Source organism: Hymenobacter elongatus, assembly GCF_004745955.1.
Taxonomy (GTDB): domain Bacteria; phylum Bacteroidota; class Bacteroidia; order Cytophagales; family Hymenobacteraceae; genus Hymenobacter; species Hymenobacter elongatus.
In genome coordinates, this window is record NZ_SRLD01000023.1 from 60183 (window position 1) to 82093 (window position 21911).

Genomic DNA, 21911 nt, shown 5'->3' on the forward strand with positions numbered 1-21911 from the left:
GGGATTTTAAGCCAGTTTACAGCTTGGGTAGTAAAATCCGGTCGATGACGTGTACGACGCCGTTGGTGCACTGAATATCGGGAATGGCCATGTTGGCGCTGGTCGTGCCGTTGCCCTCGCCCTTCACCGTCAGCACGCCATTCGTGAAGGCTCCGAAGGTCAGGCTGCCACCGCCCAGCGTAGGCAATGAGGCGCTTTCGGGTAGCTCGGAGGTGAACTGCGTGAGTTTGCCGGCCTGCGTGCCCAGCAGAACGTGGTTGAGCAATACCGCTGTCAGCGTGGCTTTGGCATTGGGCAGCTTTTCCAGGTCCTTGGGTTCGTTGAGCTGAATGCCAAACTGTCGGTATAAGTCTTTGAAAGCCTGGTCGGTGGGGGCAAAAACGGTGAGCTGGGGACTGCCTTCCGACAGCGCCGCGCCCAACTCGCAGTACACCACGGCATACACCAGATATTGCAGATCAGGCTGCACGAAAACTTTGGAAGTGCTGAGGGCAATGGCCGAATTGACCACGTCGGCTCCGGTAGCCAGCAGCACTTTATCGATAACATGTACCGTGCCGTTCGACGCTTTCACGTCGGTGGCCAGAATGCGGGAGCCATTGACGTAGCGGCTGTTGTTGCGGCTCACGATGCGGCGCGTGATGCCCGCCAGCGCGGAAGGCGACGTGCTGCCCGCTACCAGAGCGCTGCCGGCCAGGTTACCGCCCGTGACGTGGTAATACAAGGTGCTGGTCAGGAAGCTGGTTTGCAGCGCCTGCAAATCGGTAGCTTTCGTTAGTCCCAATTTGGCAAAAGCATCGTTGTTAGGGGCAAAAACGGTGTAGTTGCCTTGCGGGTCATTGGGGTTTTTGTTAGACAATACCTCCACGACCCCACCGCGTACGGCGGCATCCTCGAGCACGCTGAAGCTGGCATTAGCCACGGCGATACCCGCAATCGACGGGTCGGACTCCGTGTTTTTGGAACAGCTGCTGAGCAGCGCGGCCCCGAGAGAAAGGCCGGTAAGAAACGAGCGTAAAGGGTATTTCATGGGCAATAGGTAGGACGTGATTACAGAGCAGGTCGGCAGGAAACTAGCAGAAGCGGCATACAAACGCGGCAAATTAGCTAACGGATTTAGGGCCAATAAAACCCGATGTGAAATTGTATCCGTAGGTGCTCCGCTTGCGCGAAGTCTGCCGGTTCATTTTGGGAGCTGAACAATACCAAAATGCTTTTGTTCACTTGGCACTTCGTTCTGCTACCCCGAACTTTTTTGATTACACTTCCTACTTGCATGCAATACTCTTACACATTTTCACTTCTGTTTTCAGCGGTCCTGCTGCTTAGTGGGCAGGCCCAGGCCCAGAGCCTCGTCAGTGGCTTTATGGTGGGCAAAGGCCACGGCTCGGTTTCCTTCACGGGCACGGCCGAACGCTACAAAAGCGTTTATCTGGTGCCGGAAAAAGTGAGCGAAGTGCCCGTCTTTCAGGAAATCAAGGTTTCGTCGGTGAGCGTGTATGCCAACTATGGCATCAGCGACAAAGTGGAAGCGGTGCTCAGCCTGCCCTACATTCGCTCGGAAGGCAAAGGCAACGGCCAAGGCTTCGTCAACTCGCGTAGCGGCCTGCAGGATGTATCGGGGCTGGTCAAATTCAAGGCTTATTCTACCACGGTCGGCAACAATGTGCTGGACTTGCTGGGTGTGGTGGGCGTGACTACGCCGGCCAGTAACTATAAGTCGGATAAGGGTCTGGAGTACATCATTGCCATCGGCAACCGGGCCACCAAGTTCAACACGCAGGGGGTTGCCCACCTGAAAACCCCCTCCGGGGTGTTTGTCACGGGGCAGGCGGGCTACAGCGCCCGTACCAACCGCGTGCCGAATGCGTTCATTGGCGATGCCAAAGTAGGCTATGCGGGGCTGAAGCTGTATGCGGAAGCCTGGGTCTCGGTTCAGAATTCGAGCAGCAAAGGCACCGATATTCTGCAGCCCGGCTTCGATCTGTATTTCCCGGCTACCCGGGTAAACTTCACGCGTTTGGGAGCGAGCCTGTTCCGCCCCGTGGCCAAAGGTGTGGGCGTTGTGTTGGGAGCCAGCCAGTACGTATCAGGCCGTAATCTGGGCAAGTCGACGGCAGTATCGGCTGGCGTTTCCTACAACTACTAGGCAGCGGCCCAACCCAGGTTGACTATGCTGAGCGTGAGTCCGGGCTTTTAGCGGCGGCGTATGGCGCGGGTTGGCTACCTTGGCGCTATGACTTCGTACGAACAACAGGCCGCCGAGGAGCTGCGGGCGTGGCAGCAGCGTATGCAGCGCGCCCCCTCGTATCTGAACCGCTTCACGCGCCAGCTACAGATCCGGCTCAATAACCTGCTGCCCGAGCGGGTGCACAAAGCCATTACGGTAGCCATTCGGCAAATGGTGCGCGGCGTGCTGCTCGGCTCCCGCTATACCACGCGCCGCCCGCTGGTGGCCGCGACGCTGGCCGAGCGGGAAATCGCCGTGCGCGCCCAGATCCGTACCTATCGGAATACGGCCAGCGTGGAAGGAGCTGTGACGGGCGCGGGTGGGCTATTGCTGGGGCTGGCCGATTTTCCGCTGCTCCTCGGGCTCAAGCTCAAGCTGCTTTTCGACGTGGCGGCCCTCTATGGGCATGACGGCCACGACTACACCGAGCGGCTCTATTCGCTGCATATCTTCCAGCTAGCCTTTTCGAGCCAGCACACCCGCAACGACATCTACCAGCGGCTGGCCAGCTGGGAAACCTACCGGCACACCCTGCCCACCGACCCCAATGCCTTCGACTGGCGCACGTTCCAGCAGGAGTACCGTGACTATATCGACCTCGCCAAAATGGCGCAGCTCGTGCCCGTCATTGGGGCGGCGGTGGGGGCGGTGGCTAATTTTCAATTGCTGGAGCAGCTCGGCGAAACCGCTATGAACTGCTACCGCATGCGGCACGGGCTGGGCGTGGCGTCGCCGATGGTCGTCGGCTAAGCGTTGCCGACCATTACTTACGATACTGGTAGAAAATACCCGAATCCAGGGCCGTCCAGAGGCAGGCGCGCTGGCCACAGGCTTTCAGGCCATTGTTTGCCCAGGTGTTGCAGGTATACAGAAAGCTATACACCCGCACGGCCTCGTAAAACGAGTCGTGGCGGCCGTAGCTATGATTTTTGATGGGCATCACGGCCCCCGCGGCGTCGTACTGAAAGCTGCCTTTGATGTAGGCAATCAGCTGGGCGTATTCGGCTTGGCTGATGGTGATTTTCACGCAGTTATCCGCCTCGCGCATGGTCGGGTAGAAGGTGGTGTGTATGGCCGAGGAGCTGAGGTAAAACATGGCCTTGAAGGCCGTGCTCGGCTTTAACTCGGCCCAGGTCGGCGTATCCAGATAAAAGCCTTTGTCGCCCCACCCAAACCCGATGTACTGCGCCGAAGCGTCCTGGGCCGGCGTATTTTCGAACCGCACCGTCTGGCTCCAGTCAATCAGCGGGCTCCGTACCGGCGCTACGATGTCGGTGTGGACGCCATTGGAAAGAATAAAGATATCAACGTCTTGGGCCGGGTCGGCATCGTCGGTATTCACCGGAATCCGGGACAAAACGAAGGAAGTGGCCACGTAGAGTCCAACGATACCGACCAGGGAGCCAGCTGTGTAGCCGGTTAGTTGCAGAGCCTTTTTTAATCCTGAGTGCATAGGGGAGGGTAACCGGCCGGGGCTTCAGGATGAAAAAAACTGGCTTTTCGCACGCTGGAGCCGCCGCCGGTTCGGCGGGGTGTAGGGTAGGCTGAGTAGTACTGCTGGTGATATGCGCAGCAGGTAGTGGTGGCAACTACTGTTTTTTTGGTCAATAGGTTGAGCCAGCGGCCTTTTTCCGGTCGGAAAAATTCCCGCAAAGCCTGCTTTCGATTCACTGGTACTACAATCCGGTCATTAGTTTCGGGTTGGTTTTCGGGCTCGAATTTCAGGCCGCGCACCCAGTAGCCTACGGTTGCCGGAACTGCTTTCCAGCCTCATTTACCGACAAACGTTGCAAATCCGGCCGCGCTGGTTTTACCTTTGCGCCATCAATTCTTTCTGCCCAAAGGATTGTTTTTATACAGAGGCGCTGAGAGACAGGCTCTTTGACGCGCCGGCAACCCCCGCTACCCAGCGGAACGGTGCCAAGTCCTGCCCATATAAAAACAAGTTGCCGTGGATTGCTTCCCCCGTTTCCCCAGTCTAGTCGTTTTTGCTGCCGTATCGGCCGCTGCTGCCGCGTCCAAGGCGCAGCATTGTTGCTGTTGAAGCGCCGACGTGTTGCCCCGCGCGGTGGCCCGCTATAGGCCCCGTCCCTTTTTCCGTTTCTCTTTTCTGAGGTCTGCGCCTATCTAGGCTGACGCTGCTTTTCGTGCCCATCCGGCGCGTCGGCAATGGGCACCGGGTGCGGTGCGCCTCCGTTTCACGACCCGCGAAGCAGTGCTTCGCGTTACCTCCTGTTATGCTTAAAAAATCACTGGCGCTGCTTCGTGCGGAAGCGGCCGAAACGGGGGATAGTACCCTCAAACGCACGCTGGGCGGCTTCAGCCTCATTGCCATCGGTATCGGCGTTATCATCGGGGCGGGCCTGTTTTCGCTCACCGGCATTGCCGCCGCCAACAACGCCGGCCCGGCCGTGACGCTCTCTTTCCTGGTGGCGGCGGTGGGCTGCGCCTTCTCGGCGCTGTGCTACGCCGAGTTTGCCTCCATGGTGCCCGTGGCCGGCTCGGCCTACACCTATTCCTACGCCACGATGGGCGAGCTGTTTGCCTGGATTATCGGCTGGGATTTAATTCTGGAGTACTCGGTGGGCGCGGCCACGGTGGCCATCAGCTGGTCGCAGTACCTGGTGCGGGTGCTCGACAAGTTCAACCTGCACATCCCGCCCCAGCTGGTGATGTCGCCGTTTGAAACGGCCAAGCTGGCCGATGGTGCCGTGGTATCGGGCGTGGTGAACGTGCCCGCCATGCTCATTGTGCTGGCTATTACGGCTATCATCATTCGCGGCACTTCGGGCTCGGCCTGGTTCAACGCCCTGGTCGTGACGCTGAAGGTAGCCGTCGTGCTGGTGTTCATTGCTCTGGGCTGGCAATACATCGATCCGGCCAACTATCAGCCCTACATCCCCCAGAACACCGGCACCTTCGGCGAGTTTGGCCTGAGCGGAATTCTGCGCGGGGCGGGCGTGGTATTCTTCGTGTTCATCGGCTTCGATATCGTGGCGACTATGGCCCAGGAAACCAAGAATCCGCAGAAGAACATGCCCATCGGCATCATCGGCTCCCTGCTGATCTGCACCGTGCTGTTCGTGCTCTTCGGCCACGTGCTCACGGGTTTGGCCAACTATACCGAGTTCAAAAACAGCGCCGCGCCGGTAGCCATTGCCATCGAAAAGACGCCCTATGCCTGGCTGAGCTCGGCCATCATTATTGCCATTCTTATCGGCTACACCTCCGTTATTCTGGTCGATCTGATGGGCCAGAGCCGGGTGTTTTTCTCCATGTCGAAGGATGGGCTGCTGCCGCGCATCTTCTCCGAAATTCACCCCACCTTCCGCACACCCCACAAGTCGAATCTGTTGCTGGGCGTATTTATCAGCCTTTTTGCGGGCTTTGTGCCTATTTCAGTAGTGGGCGAAATGACCAGCATCGGTACGCTGCTGGCCTTCGTGATGGTGTGCCTGGGGGTATTGATTATGCGCAAAAAGGAGCCCGATGCGCCCCGCAGCTTCCGTACGCCCTGGGTGCCCGTCGTGCCCATCCTCGGTATCCTGACCTGCCTGCTGATGATGGTGTCGTTGCCGCTGGACACCTGGCTGCGCCTCTTCGTGTGGCTGGCTATTGGCCTGGCTATCTACTACGGCTACGGCAAAAAGCACAGCAAGCTACGGCAGGCCCAAGCGACGGAATAGATAAACCTGAATGACGTATGTGTAAAGCCTTTGGTAGCTCAACTTCATCACTGAGGAGTGCCTGCCAAGGGCTTTTTGCTGGCCTGGAGGTAGTGGTAACGCGGAGTTCCACTTCGCGAACCGTCGAACGACAATCCACGCGCGCTATACCTACCGCCAGCAACGCCTCCCGAAGTGGAACCGCGCGTTACACCTCAGCGGCGCAGCAGCTTTTGCAGCAGCGGCTGGGCTTCGGGCACCAGGCCCAGTAGCAGCAGCGCGCCGCCATACAAGGCCGTGAGCACCGTGCCGCGCAGCAGCATGGTCAGCAGCCGGGAGGGCAGCTCGGGCAGCAGCCACACCAACAGGCCAGAGCCTGCGGCCACGAGCAGAATCAGGGGAATGCGCCAGGTAAAGGGCTGCAACCGGTAGCTGTACCACACAAACCAAGTCCGGGCTGTGTTGATGCTCACGATGGCGAAGAGCGTGGCCAGGGCCGAGCCGGTGATGCCCAGCGGCGGAATCAGCAGGCGGTTGAGCAGCACGGTAATGGCGGCCAGCGACAAATTGAAAATCAAGTCGAAGCGGTAGCGCGGCGAGGTCACGACAATCAGGCCATTGACGCCGGTGATACCATCGAACAGCCGGCCGGCCAGCAGCAGCAGTACGGCTGTGGTGCCCGTGGCGTACACCGGGTTTTTGATGAGTGAATAGATGAAGTCGAGGTTGAGCGCAATGCCCAGGGCCAGATAGCAACCCAGAATGGTGTTGAGCCGGGTCGTGTCGCGGTAGAAAGCGGCCATGCGCGGCAGGTCCTGATCTTTCCAGTACTGGGCCAGTAGCGGAAAGGCAATCTTATTGAGCGAGCGGGCCGGAATGGTCAGGGCCGTGCTGATGTTGTAGGCAATACCGTACACGCCCGCCGCCGCCAGGCTGATCTGGGCACTCACCATCCAGGAATCGATAGAGCCCAGGATGCTGCCCGACAGACCGGAAAGCAGCGCAAAGCCGCCGAAACGCACGATTTCGGCCACCGGCCGCACGCGCAGCGCCGCCCGGGTGGGCCGCAGGTGCAGCTCCCCGATGTAAGCCAGATAGCCGGTCAGCAGCAGCACATTAGCGCCGTAGAGTCCGATGTAGCCCAGCACGAACTCGTGAAACTCGAGGATGCCCTTGCCATAGAGCAAAGCCAGCCCCGCAATGAGCACACGCAGCACAATGTCCTGCAGAAACGAGGAGAAGGCCGTGTGGTAAAGCCCTTTCAGGTAAGCATCCTGCAGGGAATAGAGCAGCACAAACAGCGCCAGCAGGCAGCCCCACACGTAGTAAGGCTGCAACAGAGCCAGGTCCTCAGGTTCGTATCGGGCCAGAATAAGGGGCTGGCCCAGCAGGTAAAACGCTGTTATCAGCGCAAAGCCGAACATGGGCAGCCCCAGCAGCAGGGGCAGAAAGCCATGGTGGCCCGCCTCGCGGTTGCGGAAGTAAGGAAAGAAGCGGATGCCCACGCTGGCAAATCCAAAGGCCGAAAATTGCGCGTACACCGTGGCGCTGGACACCAGCAGCGTGGTGAGGCCCAGCTGGGCCGGGGCCAGCAGCGCGGGCAGCACGAAGGCCGTATTCACGAAGCCTAGCGCTAGGCCGATGTAGGAAATAATCGTGTTACGCAGCCCTTGCCGCTGAACAATACCCAAGTGGTGAAACGGTGAAACGGTGAAGTGATGAACCAGTGAGCCTGTGCGTTTTTGCCTAGCCCGCGTAAGGTGGGCGACCTGAGCCTGCGGCTTTTCACTAGGTAGTGTCTGGAAACTCTACTTTGGCAAAAATACGGTCATGTTTCGACTGCGCGGACGCGGGAGCAAGCAGGACTGTTCTGAGTTTTTCAGACACAGCCTAGCTTACTGTCGCGCATATATCCTGGCCGTTGACGAAGGCCACGCGGCGGCTGCGAAGGTACTCCATGATGGTATGGAACTGCTGCGGGCCGTTGTGCTCATTGGCCGGGTCGAAGTTTTCGTTGTGCCAGAGCACCGTGCACACGCCGCCAAACCGCTCGATCTGCTCGAACAGGGGCTGCAGCGCGGGCAGAATTTCGTCGGCCGCCAGCTTCAGGTAGTTGGGGTGGTAGAGCGTGGCGTCCATCACGTTAAGCGGAATTTCGAGGAAATCGTACGCCTGACCCTGGCTGAAATCAAAGGGTTGGAAAGGGTGGCAATAGGAATTGCGAAAGCCAAAATGCTCGGCAAAGCCCAGAGTCGAGTCGTAGCTAAGCCGTAAGGTATGCACGATGCCGGGCGTAATGCGCGGCTCCCAACCCAGGTAGTGAAACCGAATACCCGCCACCTGGCCTTGTAGGCACGCTTGAAGCCGGTGCTCCTCGCTTTTTAAATTGGCTCCTTGCACGGCCCGGCCAATACTGCCGTGCAAGCCCACTTCCGAGTCGGCAAGAGCCGGCGCAATTCGGGGCCAGACTTTTACAACCGAATAGTCGGCGTTCGGCGTGCCGTTGGCGCCGGGCCGATGCTCGGGTAGAAAGAAAAACGTGCTTTTGGCGCCGTAGGCCGCCACGGTTTCCCGCACCAGCGCCAGGTTGTCCCAGGCGTCGGGCTGCGTGTAGTGCCGCCAGAGCTGCTGCCCAAACCCCCGCCAGTCGCGCCGCTGCAGGGCGCTTTTGGCCGGTGCTTTCCAGGCGCTGCGCAGGTTGTCGATATCGTGGGTGATGAAGGCTGCGAAGGGCGCATCGTGTGCCCAGCGCCGCTGGCGCAGCGGCACGCCAGTAGCATGCTCCACCGCCGTTTTCAGCACGTCGAAGTAATAGTTGACGACGGGCACCGCCACGAAGCCATACTGCTGCTGCACGCTGGCCGCGTACGGGAAGCGCCCGTGCCGGTCCCGCTCCTCCGAAAAAAACTCCTGCCAGCCGCTGAGCAAGTAAAAGGCCGCCGAGATGATGTCAGCATGAATCAGGACGCGCTGTTGCGGCAGCAATTCCAGCAGGGGCTTGGCCGGCTCCGCGTCGAAGAAGAACGGCAACGACTGGCCCCGCCATTCCCGCTGATTTGGCGCTGGTGGGTAGGGCTGGGTTTGCGCAAAAAACTGCCCGCTGCCCTCCACAATCTGCACGTGCGCGTCGGTGTAGCCGATGGTGATTTCGGGCGCAGCCGGAAAGGCCAGCCGGAAGTGTTGTAGCACGTAGGCCAGCCGGATGTCAGCCGTGAGGGGCGCAATAATGGGGAGCGGTGGCAGCATAGCGTCTGCAAAGTAACCTGCCCGGCGCGAGTTTTAGGTGGGTGGCGGTTCTCTGGTCATTCTACCAGCAGTTCCCGCAGAGAATATTGCGGTATGCTTACCGGGCTGAATCGAGCCACTCGGCCAGCAGGCGCACGGCCCGTTGCTGGCTGTGGCCTTCGTCGGCAGTGCCCAGCGTGGCATTGTAGTAGGCAGCGCGCCGGTACAAATCGAGGGGCTTGTGGTGCTGGTAGCGGCGCAGCAATTCGGCCAAAGCTGGTAGCGTAGCGGCCCGCTCGGCCAGGCCGTGGGCCACGTAGCCGTAATAGTCGTCGGTCACGCCGTGGGGGCCAAACCGGTAGTAGAGGCTAACCACGTTCAGGAGCACCGCCTCCAGATGGGTGCTGGTATCGGCCGCAATCAGGGCATCCTGCTCCCCCAGAAACGCAAACACATCCTGTCGGCGGGCATCGGAAAACAGCAGCTGCGGATGCTTTTGGGCCAGGAAGCGGAAGTCGCGCCGGTCGGAGGGGTGGGGGCGCAGCGTGAAGGTGAGCGTGGGGAATTCGCGCAGCAGAAACGTCAGCGCGGCCGCTACGGCCTCGGTTTCGTCCAGGGTGTTGATGGCAATGCCCACGCGCTGCACGGCTGGGCGCTGGTTTTTTTCGCGCAGAAACGCATCGGCTTTGGGCATTCCTACCAGCTCTACTCGGCCCCGCACTGGGCCGCACTGCCGGTACTTATCCAGCGCATCCTGGCCTTCGAGCAGGCTCAGATCGAAGGCTAAGGGTGGGAAATGAGTGCTCACGCTGGCGTGCTGCACGTAGGCCGTGGGCACGCCGGCGGCGCGGGCGGCCAGCAGCAGGGCGCGGCTGTCGTCGTTATGGTCGTTGGCAAACACGATGGCGCGGGGCCGGTAGTAGCGCAAGGCCCGTACGTATACTTCGTAATAGCCAACGGCATTGAAAATCAAATCGAAAAAGCGCCACGCCCGGGTGCCTTCCGTTTTCTTCAGGCGCAGCAACAGCAGTGGAAACTGCCAGTAGTACAGGATTTTACCCCGCAACGACAATCGATTGACCGCGCCGTTGTAGCGGCCTATTTCCTTGCTTTGGCCCGCCACCAGCACGCTGTCAGGCAACGCCTCGCCAATAAAGCGCAATGCCTCATAGTTGTTCTGGCTGACCACGTAGAGCCACACCGCGCCGTGGAGCGGCTCCGGATTGCGGATGGGCTGAAACACGTTGCCGACCAACCGCAGCGCCGTGTAGCCCAGTACTTTCGCCAGGCGACGTACTGGGTTGGGCGGGGAAATAGTGGCTAGCAAATGGGCCGGAAACGAGGCAAAATGGTCGGTGAACCGGACGTAGAGAATATCCCGCAGCCGTTCGGTAAGCCCCGCCTTGCCCGGGGGCACAGATGTCCCCGCCAAGCTATCCAATGTGTCGAATCAGCATAAACGCCTCCGCAAACGGCTGCCCGATAACTACGCCCCAGCGCTGGGCCTGGATGCGCAGCGCTTCCGGTGAGCGGGGGTGGGGGTAGGCACGCTTCTCAAACTCGTACGCTTCCATGCCCGCAATCTTGGCGGCCACGTCTTCCTCGGCCACGGCCAGGAAAAAGTTCGGCAGAAAAGGGTTCGGGTAGTTGGCTGCCTGCCATTCCGTCGACGACGGCGTTTCGCAGGCTATGATGGTGCGCATCGGCTCGCCCGGCAAGGGCCGGGTGCCCGTAATAACGGCTTCAAATGTGCGCCGATGGTCGATATTAGTGTCGCCGCCGTGGTGGGTGAAAATGATATCGGGCTGGAATGCCTCTTTCTCCTGCTCCACTACTTTCACCAAATCCAGCAGGTCAACGGAGTCGAAGCGGTTGTCGGCGAAGTCGTAGATGCCGGTGGAAGCGTAGCCGATAGCCTCGGCGGCCCGCCCGATGTTGCCGCGGTGCACGCGTAGCTCGGCGGCCCACTGTTCGAGGTCGCGCACGGCGGCGCGGGAGGTAATGCCCTCCCCCAGAATCACGGCGCGGGCCGTGCAGCCCTGCTGGCGCACCAGGCGGTGAATGGTGGCCCCCAGGCCCAGCAGCTCATCGTCGGGGTGGGCTACTACCACCAGAATCTTCTTATTAGTCCACTCCATCAGCATCGGGGGAAATGGCCAGCAGGCGGCGGTACTCTTCGGGTAAAAGGGACGAAAACGGCTGGCCGGTGTAAAATTTAATGCCCCGGCGGCGCAGGAAATCCCGGAAGTCTTCCTCCACGGCCGTAAATGCTCCCTGGGTTTTCATCGTATCGAGGTTAAAAACGACCCCATTGCAGCGCAGCTCAGCCGTAGTTGGCTCGTAGGCTAGCTGCACGGCCAGCTGCTTGTAGGCCGCCAGCTGCTCGTAGTCCCGCACGATGCGATGCACGAGCTGCTCGTTGCGGGCCGGGTCGTGACTGGGGTACATATTTTCCCGCAGAATTCGCACCGGAATCCCACCGGCCAGGCAGCCATCGGGCAGGTCTTTGTTGATAAGCGAGTTGGTCCCAATCACCACGTTGTTGCCGATGCGGCGGTTGGGCAGCACCGTCGATTTGGCCGGCAGCCATACTTTGTCGCCGATGCTCACGGGGCCGAAATCAGCCGGGAAGCCCTCCAGCACCGGCAGGTAGGAGCCGTGCGTCCACACGGCCACATCTTCGCCAATGCCCACGTACTCGCCGATGCTGATGGCGTGGTTGACGTTGAGGGTAATCCGGGCACAAATCATGGAATAGGAACCCACGCGCAGGTGGGCATCCTCGCTGAACTTGCCGCCGTGGCCCACCACCACATTCGAATCCCAGTACACGTACTCGCCGACATGCACCGTGCGGGCCGTCAGGCTGTTGGCGTTGCCGAAGATGGTCAGGTTGCCGATGCGTAGCTCCTGGCCGATGAGAAACGTGTTGCCGGCTCCCACCGCCACATCGTCGCCGATAACGCAGGAAGTGGCCCGAATGGTAGTATTGGAGCCTATGCGGAAGTTGCTGCCAATCGAGAGGTGGTCGGCAATGATGTAGCTGCCGTTGTCGAATTTCCGGATTTCCATAGCCGTGAAGGTAGTAAATCAGGCGGGCTGGTGGCGGCGCTCAGGCCTACAGCGCGTCCCAGGTGAGGGCGGTGCCGCGCCGGATGGCCCGGCGCACGGGGCGGCCCAGTACTTCGGGCAGGTAGTGCGGGGCCAGGCCGTGGCCCGGCCGGATAACACGGATATTTTCCGGCGTCAGCACCTCGCCGGCCGCCACGTCCTGCACCACATAAACAGAGCGGCGGAAGCCCAGCGACTTTTTCTCGGCCTCGGTGGGGCCATAAAATACGCCGCCCAATGCCTGCTGCGCCTGTCCGCACTCCTGCACGAGCCGCGCCATTTCGGCGGGCTCCATCGAAAACGACGAGTCGGGCCCGCCATCGGCCCGCCGGATGGTGAGGTGCTTTTCGATAACCGTTGCACCGAGTACCGTGGCGGCCACGCTCACGCCGGTGCCCATTGTGTGGTCGGAGAGGCCCACGTGGCAGCCAAACAAGGCCCGCAGGTGCGGAATAGTGTGCAGGTTGGTGTTGTGGGGCTGGGCCGGGTAGGTGCTGGTGCACTTCAGCAGCACCAGCTGGTTGTTGCCTTCTTCCTGGCGCACAATGCGCACCATTCGCTCCAGGTCGGCCAAGTCGGCCATGCCGGTGGAGATAATAACGGGCTTGCCGGTGCGAGCCGCCCGCCGGATTAGGTCGGGCCAGTTGTTTTCGAAGGAGGCAATCTTGTAAGCCGGGCAGTTCAGGCTTTCCAGAAAGTCGATGGCCTCCACCGAAAACGGGGAGCTGAAGCCCACCATGCCCCGCTCGGCGGCGCGGGCAAAAATGGGCGCGTGCCACTCAAACGGCGTATGGTTGGTCGTGTAGAGCTCATACAGCGACTGGCCTTCCCAATCATCGTTAGCCCCGCGCACAATGAAGTCGGGCTCCCGGCTGTCGAGCGTGAGCATGTCGGGGGTGCTGGTCTGGATTTTCAGGGCCTGGCAGCCAGCATCGGCGGCGGCATCCACGATGGCCAGGGCTTTTTCCAGCGACTGGCCGTGGTTGCCCGACATTTCGGCAATGATAAACGGCGGGTGTCCGGCGCCAATCTGGTGGTTACCCAGGATAATATTCTGCATGGTGGAGGTCAAAAAACGGGGGCGGCAGCTACCGCCAGCCGAAATACGTCATAGTGCTCGTCGTGCAGCCGCACGGCGGGGGCCGGAGTAAATCCTAACCGCTGAAACACGCGGCAGGAAGCAAGATTACCCGATTTCACCTGCCCCAGCAGCGTCCAGGCGGCCGGGTTGTCGCGGCGCAGCTGGCCCAGGGCCCGGCGCAGGATGGCTACGCCCAGCCCCTGCCCACGGCGGCTGGCTGCCACGGAGTAGTCAATGGTGCCTTCGGAGCCCATAAATTCGATACGCACCTGGCCGACGGCCACGCCTGCCTGCTCAAGCACGTACAGCACCGAGTCGGCATCGGCCAGGCGGCGCGAAAACCAGCCCAGGTGCGTGGCCCATTCGATAGGCTCGGTCTGAATAGCATTGCGGCGCACATCCGGGTCGTTAGCCCAGGCAAAATACTGCGCCGCATCGGCGGCCCGGGCGCGGCGCACCGTGAGCTGGCCGGTTGTATGCAAGGCTGCAAACACGCGCCGGAAGCGCGGCCCGGCGGCTCCATCAAATACCTGGCGCTGGCGCTGCACCGACTCCCGGGCCAGCGTTGGCAGCCGCGAGTCCTCGATTTCCAGCAGGTCGGTATAGGGGCGGGCCAGGCTGTTTGCGGTCAGATAGGAGAACAGTCGATGCTGATTACCGGCAATGGAGTGCAGCAACAGCAAGCCGCCCACAGCGCAGCACTCGTAGGCCATGCCGCTGGGCGGGCACACGTGCAGGCCACAGCGCCGCAGGATTTCGGCCAACTGCCCGGCGGTGATGTTGTGGTGCAGGATTACGCCAGGCAGCCCCTGGGTTTGTTGCTCCAGCTCAGCCTGGTGGGGATACGCGGCCCCGGTAACCACTTCCACATTCTTCTCTGGAAACTGGTGCCGCAGCTGCTTCAGCAGCGCCAGCGTGTGGTTTTCGGGGTCGGCACCGCCCATATTCAGAAAAATGCGGCCGGTATCGGGCTGCGCCACGGGTTGTTGGGCCGCCAGCTGAAAGGGCTGCCGCAGCAACGCATACGCCGGGCCCAGGCACCGCTCGGCTCCGGGCACGGTGTTGTCGGCGTAGGTGTCCGGACTGATTCCGCCGGCGTGGTTGATGACCATATCTGCCCACAGAAACTGAGTAGCTACATCATCGAGCCAGACTACCGGCTGCTGGCGTGCCCAAAAGGTATGATCGTAGCCGGGGCCAAAGTGGTAGCCGTCCAGCACCAGTATATCGGTGGGCTGGAGCTGGGCCAACAGCCAGTCGGCTTCCTGCCGTTTTTCGGGGAAAGCGGGAATACGCCATACCTGCCGACACACGGCCTGAATCTGGGCCTGCACCTGGGGCTCGGGCGCGTGAATGGCGAAGATGCACTCGAAATCGGGCTGCAGCATGGCCGCCAGCGCCAGGCAGCGCACCACATGGCCCAGGCCCATCGTGGAGTTGCCATCGGCCCGAAAAATAACCCGTGGAGTCGCGTCCGGCATCACACTTTCTTTTGCTCGATGTGCGCGTTCAGAGCCACCAGCTCGGGGTGCGCGTCCAGCAGTGCAAGTAGCTCGCCAGTAGAGAGCTGGTGGGCATTGTGTTGCTTAATAAGGGCCTGAATAAGCTGTAAATCCTCGGCCGTATCCACGGTAAGGCGGTAGTGGCTGCGGTCGGGGGTGCGGGTGATGTGCTCGAAGCGCACCCGGCCCGAGCAGTTCTGGTGAATATAGGGCGTCACATGCTCCCGGTCGCTGGGCAGGGTGGCAGCGTGAAAGGCTTCGGCCAGCAGCTCCCGCGAGAAAATCTCGAAATCCAGGCCCCGGGGGAAGGTCCGTTCCAGCACGTTGGAGAGGTACAGCCGCGCATCGGCCCGCCGAATATATTCCTCGACACCCCGCCGAAGTAGCGGGCCGTCGAGCAGGGGGCAGTCAGATGTGACGCGCACGATGATGTCCAAATCGTACTGCACCGCGCAGGCCCAGTAGCGGCTCAGCACGTCATCTTCACTGCCCCGCACAACCGGAATGCCCTCCCGCGCCGCGAAATCAGCCAGGACGTCATCCGCCGCGTTGGTCGTGATGGCCAGGTAGAGCGGCAACTTGGCTTCGCGCAAGTGGGCCACGTGGTAGTGCAGCAGCGGCTGGCCCCCAACAGGCATCAGCACTTTGCCGGGCAGGCGGGTGCTGGTCATGCGGGCTTGCGAAATGATGCCGATGCGAGGAGCCGCGGGAAAATCAGCCATGAGCTTAGCGCTGAACAAACTCCCGGATGCAGTCGACGACGTAGTGCTGCTGGTCATCGGTGAGGGACGGAAACAGCGGAATGCTTAGGCACTGCGCGTAATACGCCTCGGCCAGCGGAAAGTCGCCGGGCTGCCAGCCCAGCTCCTGGTAGTAGGGCATGGTGTGAACCGGAATGTAGTGTACCTGGGCAAAAATCTGCTTTTCCCGCAGGAAGTCATACAACTCTTTGCGGTCGGCTACCTGAATAACGTACAGATGATAGGCGTGGCCGGCGGCCCCGGCCAGCGGCTGCACTTGCGGCATGTCGGCAAACGCCTGGTCGTAGCGGCCGGCCAGCTGCCGGCGGCGCGCCAGGCCTTCCTCGGCCCGCTGTAGCTGGCTAATACCCAAGGCGGTAAGCATGTCGGGCATGCGGTAGTTATAGCCGAGCTGCTGCATTTCCATGTACCAGCCGCCATCGTTGCGGTGCATTTTGGCCGGGTCTTTCGTGATGCCGTGGGTGCGCAGCAGCAGCAGCTTCTCGTAGAGGTCGGCGCGGTTGGTAGTTATCATGCCGCCTTCGCCCGTAGCAATGTGCTTGACGGGGTGAAAGGAGAAAATGGCCAGATCGGCAAACTGGCCGTTGCCGCAGTGCTGGTGCTGGCCGTGCGAGTCGATGAAAAAGCCGCCCGGCGCGTGGCACGAATCTTCGATAACCCAGAGGCCAAACTCGTCGGCTAACGCTCGGGCCTGCTCCAGGTCCACGGGTAAGCCGGCAAAATCGACGGGAATCAGGCCGTGAAAATAGCCGTTAGGGTGGCTTTCGAGCAAGCGGCGCACGTGCTGCAAATCGATGAGGCCGGTGACCGGATCAATATCGGCGAAGTGCACCTCGCCGCCGCAGTACAGCACGCAGTTGGCGGAGGCGGCAAAGGTGATGGGCGTGGTAATGACCCGCTGCCCGGGTTTCACCTCCAGGGCCAGGGCGCACAGGTGCAGCGCGGCCGTGCCATTGGCCACGGCCACGGCATAGCGGGCTCCGGTGTAGGCGGCAAACTTCTGCTCAAACTCGGCCACCTTCGGCCCCTGCGTCAGAAAGTCGGACAGCAGCGTGTCGGTGACGGCCTTAATGTCGGCTTCGGTGATGTGCTGGCGGCCGTAGGGAATGGGAAGCATAGAAATAGAAAGGGAGCAAAGCGCGCAAAGTTCTGAAAACCCCGGCAACTGGCAAGAAGGGGAACGGAATGTACAATCTTTGTTGCCGAACACTAAACAGCTAAGCGGGAGTTTTGGGCATTCGTCGAAATCCGGACCCGTGTCCTACCTGCCAAGAGCGTATTTGGGACTTTGCCTTTCGTGTCCTGCTTCGACAAGCGGACGCCAGATGAGCAAAATCTTCTTTTTTGCTACGGTTCCTTTTGCTTGAGTGCTTACCTCCCGCGGAATTCCCCGCCTGAAAACCGATTGCAGAACCCACGCACCCAAAGAAAAGGCTCCGCAGTACTGCGGAGCCTTTTCTTTGGGTGCGTGAAGAGTCAGGATGCCAAGAGTCGTTTTGCGGAATTATACTTCAAAATCAGCGTCTACATGGAGCCGGATTTCCTCCCGGATCTGCTCGGCCGTCAGCCAGTCCTCGTTGTTGGCCGAGTCGTAGTAAAAGCCGTCTGGTACCCGCTTGCCACGGAAATTCCGGATAAAGTCTTCCACATCCCAGCGCGGGGTGAAGGGCAGAATTACGTAGTATTTGGCTAGCTCCACCGTGCTCAGGGCGTCGGTTTCGGTAATCATAGCCTCGTGCAGCTTCTCTCCAGGCCGGATGCCCACGATGTCCTGCCGGCACTCGGGGCCAATGGCTTTGGCGACTTCCGTGATTTTGTAGCTCGGAATCTTGGGCACGAAGATTTCGCCGCCCCAGGCGTGCTCCAGGGCATACAGCACCAGGTCCACGCCCTGCTCCAGCGAAATGTTGAAGCGCGTCATGTCGGGATGGGTGATGGGCAAGACGCCGGTGTGGCGGCGCTGCAGGAAAAACGGCACCACCGAGCCCCGGGAGCCAATTACGTTGCCGTAGCGCACCACCGAAAAGCGCAGGTCGCGGGCTCCTTTCATGTTGTTGGCCGCCACGAAGAGCTTGTCCGAGCACAGCTTGGTGGCCCCGTACAGATTTATGGGCGCGGCCGCCTTGTCGGTGCTCAGGGCCACCACGTGCTTCACGCCCGAGTCGAGGGCGGCGTTAATGACGTTTTCAGCCCCGAAAATGTTGGTCTTAATGCATTCCATCGGGTTGTACTCGGCGGCGGGCACCTGCTTGAGGGCGGCGGCGTGCACAATCACGTCGATGCCCTCACAGGCGCGCTTCAGTCGCTCGCCGTCGCGCACGTCGCCGATGAAATAGCGGATGGCCGGGTACTTCTCGTGCGGAAACACCTGCGACATTTCGTACTGCTTCAGCTCGTCGCGCGAGAACACCACCAGGCGCTTCACCTGCGGAAACTGCTCGAAAACGGTCTGGACGAATTTTTTGCCGAAAGAACCGGTACCACCCGTTACCAGAATGGATTTGTGATTTAAGTCGAGGCTCATAAAAAGAGGAAAGCCGTGGCACCCAGCGGGCGAAAGGAGGGCAAAAGTAGGCATTCCCGCCCTAGCTTCCGTACTTTTGTGGGCCGGCTCCTTTTCAGGCTCGTCCTGCTTCATCTGGCGTCCGCGCAGTCGAAGCACTCTACCGCCTCGTTGTTCTGTTCTTATGATTACCACTGCGTAGAGATGCTCCGCCTGCGCGGACGACAGATAAAGCATGACCACCGATTTTACCTTCCCCGAGCCTGTCAAACTCGTTATTTGGGACCTGGACGACACCTTTTGGCGCGGCACCTTGTCGGAAGGAGGCATTGAGGCCGTCGCCGACCATCTGGCGCTGGTGCGCGAAACGGCCGCCCGGGGCATCGTGCACACCATCGTTTCCAAAAACGACTTTGCCCCGGCCGAGGCCAAGCTGACCGAGCTGGGAATCCGCGACTTGTTCGTGTTTCCCCAGATCAGCTGGCAGCCCAAAGGGCCGATTATTAAAGAGTTGCTGGAAAAAATGCAGTTGCGGGCTCCCAACGCGTTGTTTCTGGACGATAACCCCATCAACCGGGCCGAGGCGCTGTTCTACAACGCCGGCCTGCAAGTGGCCGACCCCGCCGACCTGGCCCGGCTGGCGCCACTGCTGCGCGCCAGTGGCAAGCCCGACCCCACCTTCGGCCGCCTGGAGCAATACAAGCTGCTGGAGCGCCAGCAGCAGGCCCGCTCCGGCTACCAAAACAATCTGGCGTTTCTGCGCGACTCCCAGGTCCGGATTCAGTTCCGGGTAGGAGCCGCCATCGAGCCCGACCTCGACCGGATTGAGGAATTGATTAACCGCTCCAACCAGCTGAATTTCACCAAGCAGCGCGTTAGCAAAGAAAGCCTGCGGGCTGCCATGCAAGACCCCCGGCAGCGCTGGGGCACCGTGCGGGTACAAGACCGCTTCGGCGACTATGGCCTAGTAGGCGTGTACTGCCTGAATCAGCCGGAAAACCGCTTGGCGCAGCTCGTCTTTTCCTGCCGCATTCTGCATCTGGGCATCGAGCAGTTCACCTACGCATGGCTGGGGTTTCCGGCGTTGGCAGTGCAGGGGGAAGTCGCTACGGAGCTTAACAAGCACGATACGCCCGACTGGATTACCGTGGAAACGCCAGCAGCCGCCGACGCCGCTGGTGCGCCGCCCCAGCCAGCCGCCGGCCGCCTGCGCGTGCTGCTAAAAGGTGGCTGTGACTTAGGGCAGCTGACGCCGTTTCTGCACGCCTACCAGCTCACGGTGGCGGAAGAGTTCAACTTCGTGAATGAAAACCAGATTCCGGTGCACGTGGAGCATACGATTCTGCTCCGGCAGGGCCGGGAGCTGCCCGCTGCCGAACGGCAGCGGCTGGCCACCACGCTGCCGTTTCTGGGCCGGGAAGCCTTCGATACCACGCTCTGGAACCCCGAGTACGATGTGCTGGTCTACAGTCCGCTCATGGACTATACCCAGGACGTGTACCGCGAAAACACCACTGGGCTGGAAATTCCCTTCGGCGGCTACCAAAACCTGACGACGGTAGACCCAGTGGCGCAGGCCACCAACTATGCCCAGCGCCGCTTTCAGGGGATGGATGCGGATTTTCTGCGCCGCTTTCAGCAGGAATTCACCTTCGAAGGCCCGATTTCGGTAGCAGGGTTTCAGGAAAACCTGCACTGGCTACGGCAGCAACTGCCCGCCGCGACGCCGATTTTCTTCCTCAATGGGGCTGAAATAGATGTGCCCGGTTCGGGCGAAACTGGGGCCAAAGAGCGGCATCGGCAAATGAACCAAGCATTAGCTGACTTCGTGGCCACGGCCGAAAATTGCTTCCTTATCGACGTGCGCGACTTTGTGCGCATGCCCGCCGATGTCACCAACAACCTGCGCCACTACCAGCGGCAGCACTACCGTACCCTGGCCCAGCATACTGCCGAGGCCATTGGCCAGTGGCAGGGCCGGCAGCTGGCCCGCTCCACCTGGGTCGATTTGCGGGCCGAAGTAGCCAGCCGGGTCCCGGCCAAGCTCAAGGGGCTGCTGGGGAAGCTGCGCAGGCAGTAGGTAAGTGGTAGTAGAATAGAAGGTCATGCTTGATCTGACGTCCGCGGAGTCGAAGCATCTCTACCGCTTCGTTGCAATGCCAATTGATTAGCACTGCGGTAGAGATGCTTCGACTCCGCGGACGTCAGATCAAGCATGACAATTCCTAAACACGCTCTAATTACCAGTGTGGTAGAGATGCTTCGCCTTCGCTCAGTGTGACGGGCTGGTAGGATGCATTTATTTTACAATCAGCTTTACCAGTTGCTGCGTCAGGGCGCGGCGCGAGTACATGGTATGGTTCAGGGCCGGCAAATCCAGGTTGGCATTTTGCTGCCACTGCCGGGTTAGCTCCTCCAGATACTCCAGCATCGTGTCGTAGGCATCGTAGGCGTACGAATGACCCGCCCCGCATTCCTGCAGCAGATTATCGGCATCCGAGCCCACCGGACCGATGCAGATAATAGGTTTATTGGCCGCCAGATACTCGAATACCTTGCCTGGCAAAATGCCGAAATTGTGGTCGACGTCGGGAATGGCCATCAGCAGCACCGTAGCCCGCAGCAGGTAGCGCACCGACTCATCGTGGGGTACGAAGGGAATCAGCTCGGTGCGGTCGGTGAGGCCGGCGGCGGCCAGCTGCTGCTGCACCCCCGCCGATACGTGCCCCACGAAGCGCAGGCGTAACGGCACCTCGGGGTGCCGCCGGGCGCACTCGGCGCAGGCCCGCAAAAACTGCTCGATGTGGTAGGTTTCCGAAATTGTGCCGGTGTGCGTAATCAGCAGCGCGTGGGGTGGCGGCGCGGAGGGCTCCCGGAAGTCGCTGTCGTCGTAGCCATTCGGGATGACGTGAAACTTGCCCGCTGCCAACGCCGGCGACTTACCCAAAAACAGCCGTTTGGTGTCGGGGCTGGTAACGAGCACTTCATCGGCCTGCTCCAGCACCTGGCGCTCGTAGCGGGCATCGAGCCAGCGCGCCAGCTGGGTTTTGTTCAGCTCCTTGGTGTAGTAAATGTCGGTCCAGGGGTCGCGCATGTCGGCCAGCCAGCGCAGGCCGTAGCGCTGCTTCAGGGCCAGCCCAATGAGCTGGGTAGAGTGGGGCGGGCTGCTGGTGAGTACCGCGTCAAAGATTTCGCCTTCCTGGTCGATTAGGTTGGCTACGGCCCGCAGCACGTGGGCATTCCAGCCGCGGCGCGGGTCGGGGATGAACAGGTTGCCGCGCACGAACTTGAAAAACTGCTGCTGCAGGCTGGTTTTGCTTTCGTTGGCGAAGCCCCCATAGGGAATCTGCTGACGGCCGGTGAGCTTTTTGTAGCTGCCAAACGGCTCGGAAGTGCTGGTGCGAATGACGCGCACTCCGGCCGGGATTTCCGCCGCCAACGATTCGTCCAGCACCGGATACGCGCCTTGCTCGGGGTCCACGGTCAGCACGGTGCACTCCACGCCAAAGCCGGGCAGGTGCTTCACAAACTTCAACGTCCGCTGCACGCCGGCCCCGCCCGAAGGCGGCCAGTAATACGTAATGACGAGCAGGCGCATAGGGCAGGATAGACGAATTTGAGCACTCTCGGAGCGCGAAGGTAAGCAGCGGCGGGCTTTTGGGGTTTTCCGGCTAATTTTATAAATCCGCAAGCATATGACTTTACCCTCCGACTCGTTGACAACGGGACTGAAAAGCGCTCTTAGCATCTCATTATTCGCAGTGCACCATTAATATTCGCAGTGCACCATCACGCTTGCGGGCACCCATTTCAGCGGGGCCACCGCCGGCCAG

At 60.7% G+C, this 21911-nt stretch carries 17 protein-coding genes and 1 riboswitch; of the genes, 4 read left to right on the forward strand and 13 right to left on the reverse strand.

Annotation, left to right across the window (positions count from 1 at the left end; translation table 11 throughout):
* Nucleotides 1-16: 16 nt before the first annotated feature.
* On the reverse strand, nucleotides 17-1030 hold the full coding sequence (locus E5J99_RS12680) for a fasciclin domain-containing protein (protein WP_135498179.1): 1014 nt from the start codon (nucleotides 1028-1030) through the stop codon (nucleotides 17-19).
* A gap of 246 nt (nucleotides 1031-1276) precedes the next feature.
* On the opposite strand from E5J99_RS12680, the gene E5J99_RS12685 reads away from it, so the two are divergent.
* On the forward strand, nucleotides 1277-2149 hold the full coding sequence (locus E5J99_RS12685) for a hypothetical protein (RefSeq protein ID WP_135498180.1): 873 nt from the start codon (nucleotides 1277-1279) through the stop codon (nucleotides 2147-2149).
* Between the two features lie 87 nt (nucleotides 2150-2236).
* On the forward strand, nucleotides 2237-2980 hold the full coding sequence (locus E5J99_RS12690) for an EcsC family protein (protein ID WP_135498181.1): 744 nt from the start codon (nucleotides 2237-2239) through the stop codon (nucleotides 2978-2980).
* 13 nt (nucleotides 2981-2993) lie between these two features.
* Here the strand turns inward: E5J99_RS12690 and E5J99_RS12695 are convergent, their stop codons facing one another.
* Nucleotides 2994-3683: a TIGR02117 family protein gene (locus E5J99_RS12695; RefSeq protein ID WP_135498182.1), complete on the reverse strand. Its 690-nt coding sequence runs from the start codon at nucleotides 3681-3683 to the stop codon at nucleotides 2994-2996.
* A 396-nt stretch (nucleotides 3684-4079) separates the two neighbouring features.
* A riboswitch (SAM riboswitch) is annotated at nucleotides 4080-4172 on the forward strand.
* Nucleotides 4173-4467: 295 nt separating this feature from the next.
* On the opposite strand from E5J99_RS12695, the gene E5J99_RS12700 reads away from it, so the two are divergent.
* Complete coding sequence (locus tag E5J99_RS12700; RefSeq protein ID WP_135498183.1) at nucleotides 4468-5916, forward strand: amino acid permease; 1449 nt, start codon at nucleotides 4468-4470, stop codon at nucleotides 5914-5916.
* A gap of 194 nt (nucleotides 5917-6110) precedes the next feature.
* Here the strand turns inward: E5J99_RS12700 and E5J99_RS12705 are convergent, their stop codons facing one another.
* The 10 genes from E5J99_RS12705 to pseB all read right to left on the reverse strand — a co-directional run bounded on the left by E5J99_RS12705 (nucleotide 6111) and on the right by pseB (nucleotide 18099).
* The gene (locus E5J99_RS12705) at nucleotides 6111-7586 is read right to left on the reverse strand and encodes a lipopolysaccharide biosynthesis protein (protein WP_135498184.1); all 1476 of its coding nucleotides are present in this window, start codon (nucleotides 7584-7586) and stop codon (nucleotides 6111-6113) included.
* Nucleotides 7587-7785: 199 nt separating this feature from the next.
* Nucleotides 7786-9141, reverse strand: a complete 1356-nt coding sequence (locus E5J99_RS12710; protein ID WP_135498185.1) for a DUF7033 domain-containing protein — start codon at nucleotides 9139-9141, stop codon at nucleotides 7786-7788.
* A 97-nt stretch (nucleotides 9142-9238) separates the two neighbouring features.
* Nucleotides 9239-10537, reverse strand: coding sequence for a glycosyltransferase family protein (locus E5J99_RS12715; protein WP_245318936.1), 1299 nt, complete (start codon nucleotides 10535-10537; stop codon nucleotides 9239-9241).
* A 16-nt stretch (nucleotides 10538-10553) separates the two neighbouring features.
* Nucleotides 10554-11258 (reverse strand): PIG-L deacetylase family protein, encoded by a 705-nt coding sequence (locus E5J99_RS12720; protein ID WP_167852110.1) that lies wholly within the window; start codon nucleotides 11256-11258, stop codon nucleotides 10554-10556.
* Nucleotides 11245-12192, reverse strand: coding sequence for an acyltransferase (locus E5J99_RS12725; RefSeq protein WP_135498187.1), 948 nt, complete (start codon nucleotides 12190-12192; stop codon nucleotides 11245-11247). The genes E5J99_RS12720 and E5J99_RS12725 overlap by 14 nt, the downstream gene beginning before the upstream one ends.
* Nucleotides 12193-12238: 46 nt before the next feature.
* Nucleotides 12239-13291: a pseudaminic acid synthase gene (gene pseI, locus E5J99_RS12730; protein ID WP_135498188.1), complete on the reverse strand. Its 1053-nt coding sequence runs from the start codon at nucleotides 13289-13291 to the stop codon at nucleotides 12239-12241.
* Nucleotides 13292-13299: 8 nt separating this feature from the next.
* A complete protein-coding gene (gene pseG / locus E5J99_RS12735) occupies nucleotides 13300-14793 on the reverse strand; it encodes a UDP-2,4-diacetamido-2,4,6-trideoxy-beta-L-altropyranose hydrolase (RefSeq protein ID WP_135498189.1) in 1494 nt (497 codons plus the stop codon).
* Nucleotides 14793-15536 carry a cytidylyltransferase domain-containing protein gene (locus E5J99_RS12740; RefSeq protein ID WP_135498190.1) on the reverse strand — a complete coding sequence of 248 codons (744 nt, stop codon included), beginning with the start codon at nucleotides 15534-15536 and terminating at the stop codon, nucleotides 14793-14795. The genes pseG and E5J99_RS12740 overlap by 1 nt, the downstream gene beginning before the upstream one ends.
* Before the next feature lie 4 nt (nucleotides 15537-15540).
* Nucleotides 15541-16692, reverse strand: a complete 1152-nt coding sequence (gene pseC / locus E5J99_RS12745) for a UDP-4-amino-4,6-dideoxy-N-acetyl-beta-L-altrosamine transaminase (RefSeq protein WP_135498191.1) — start codon at nucleotides 16690-16692, stop codon at nucleotides 15541-15543.
* 387 nt (nucleotides 16693-17079) lie between these two features.
* Nucleotides 17080-18099 carry a UDP-N-acetylglucosamine 4,6-dehydratase (inverting) gene (pseB, locus tag E5J99_RS12750; protein ID WP_135498192.1) on the reverse strand — a complete coding sequence of 340 codons (1020 nt, stop codon included), beginning with the start codon at nucleotides 18097-18099 and terminating at the stop codon, nucleotides 17080-17082.
* A gap of 214 nt (nucleotides 18100-18313) precedes the next feature.
* Between pseB and E5J99_RS12755 the strand changes: the two genes are divergently transcribed.
* On the forward strand, nucleotides 18314-20158 hold the full coding sequence (locus E5J99_RS12755) for a hypothetical protein (protein WP_135498193.1): 1845 nt from the start codon (nucleotides 18314-18316) through the stop codon (nucleotides 20156-20158).
* 219 nt (nucleotides 20159-20377) lie between these two features.
* Here the strand turns inward: E5J99_RS12755 and E5J99_RS12760 are convergent, their stop codons facing one another.
* Nucleotides 20378-21676 carry a glycosyltransferase family 4 protein gene (locus E5J99_RS12760; protein WP_245318938.1) on the reverse strand — a complete coding sequence of 433 codons (1299 nt, stop codon included), beginning with the start codon at nucleotides 21674-21676 and terminating at the stop codon, nucleotides 20378-20380.
* Between the last annotated feature and the right edge of the window lie 235 nt (nucleotides 21677-21911).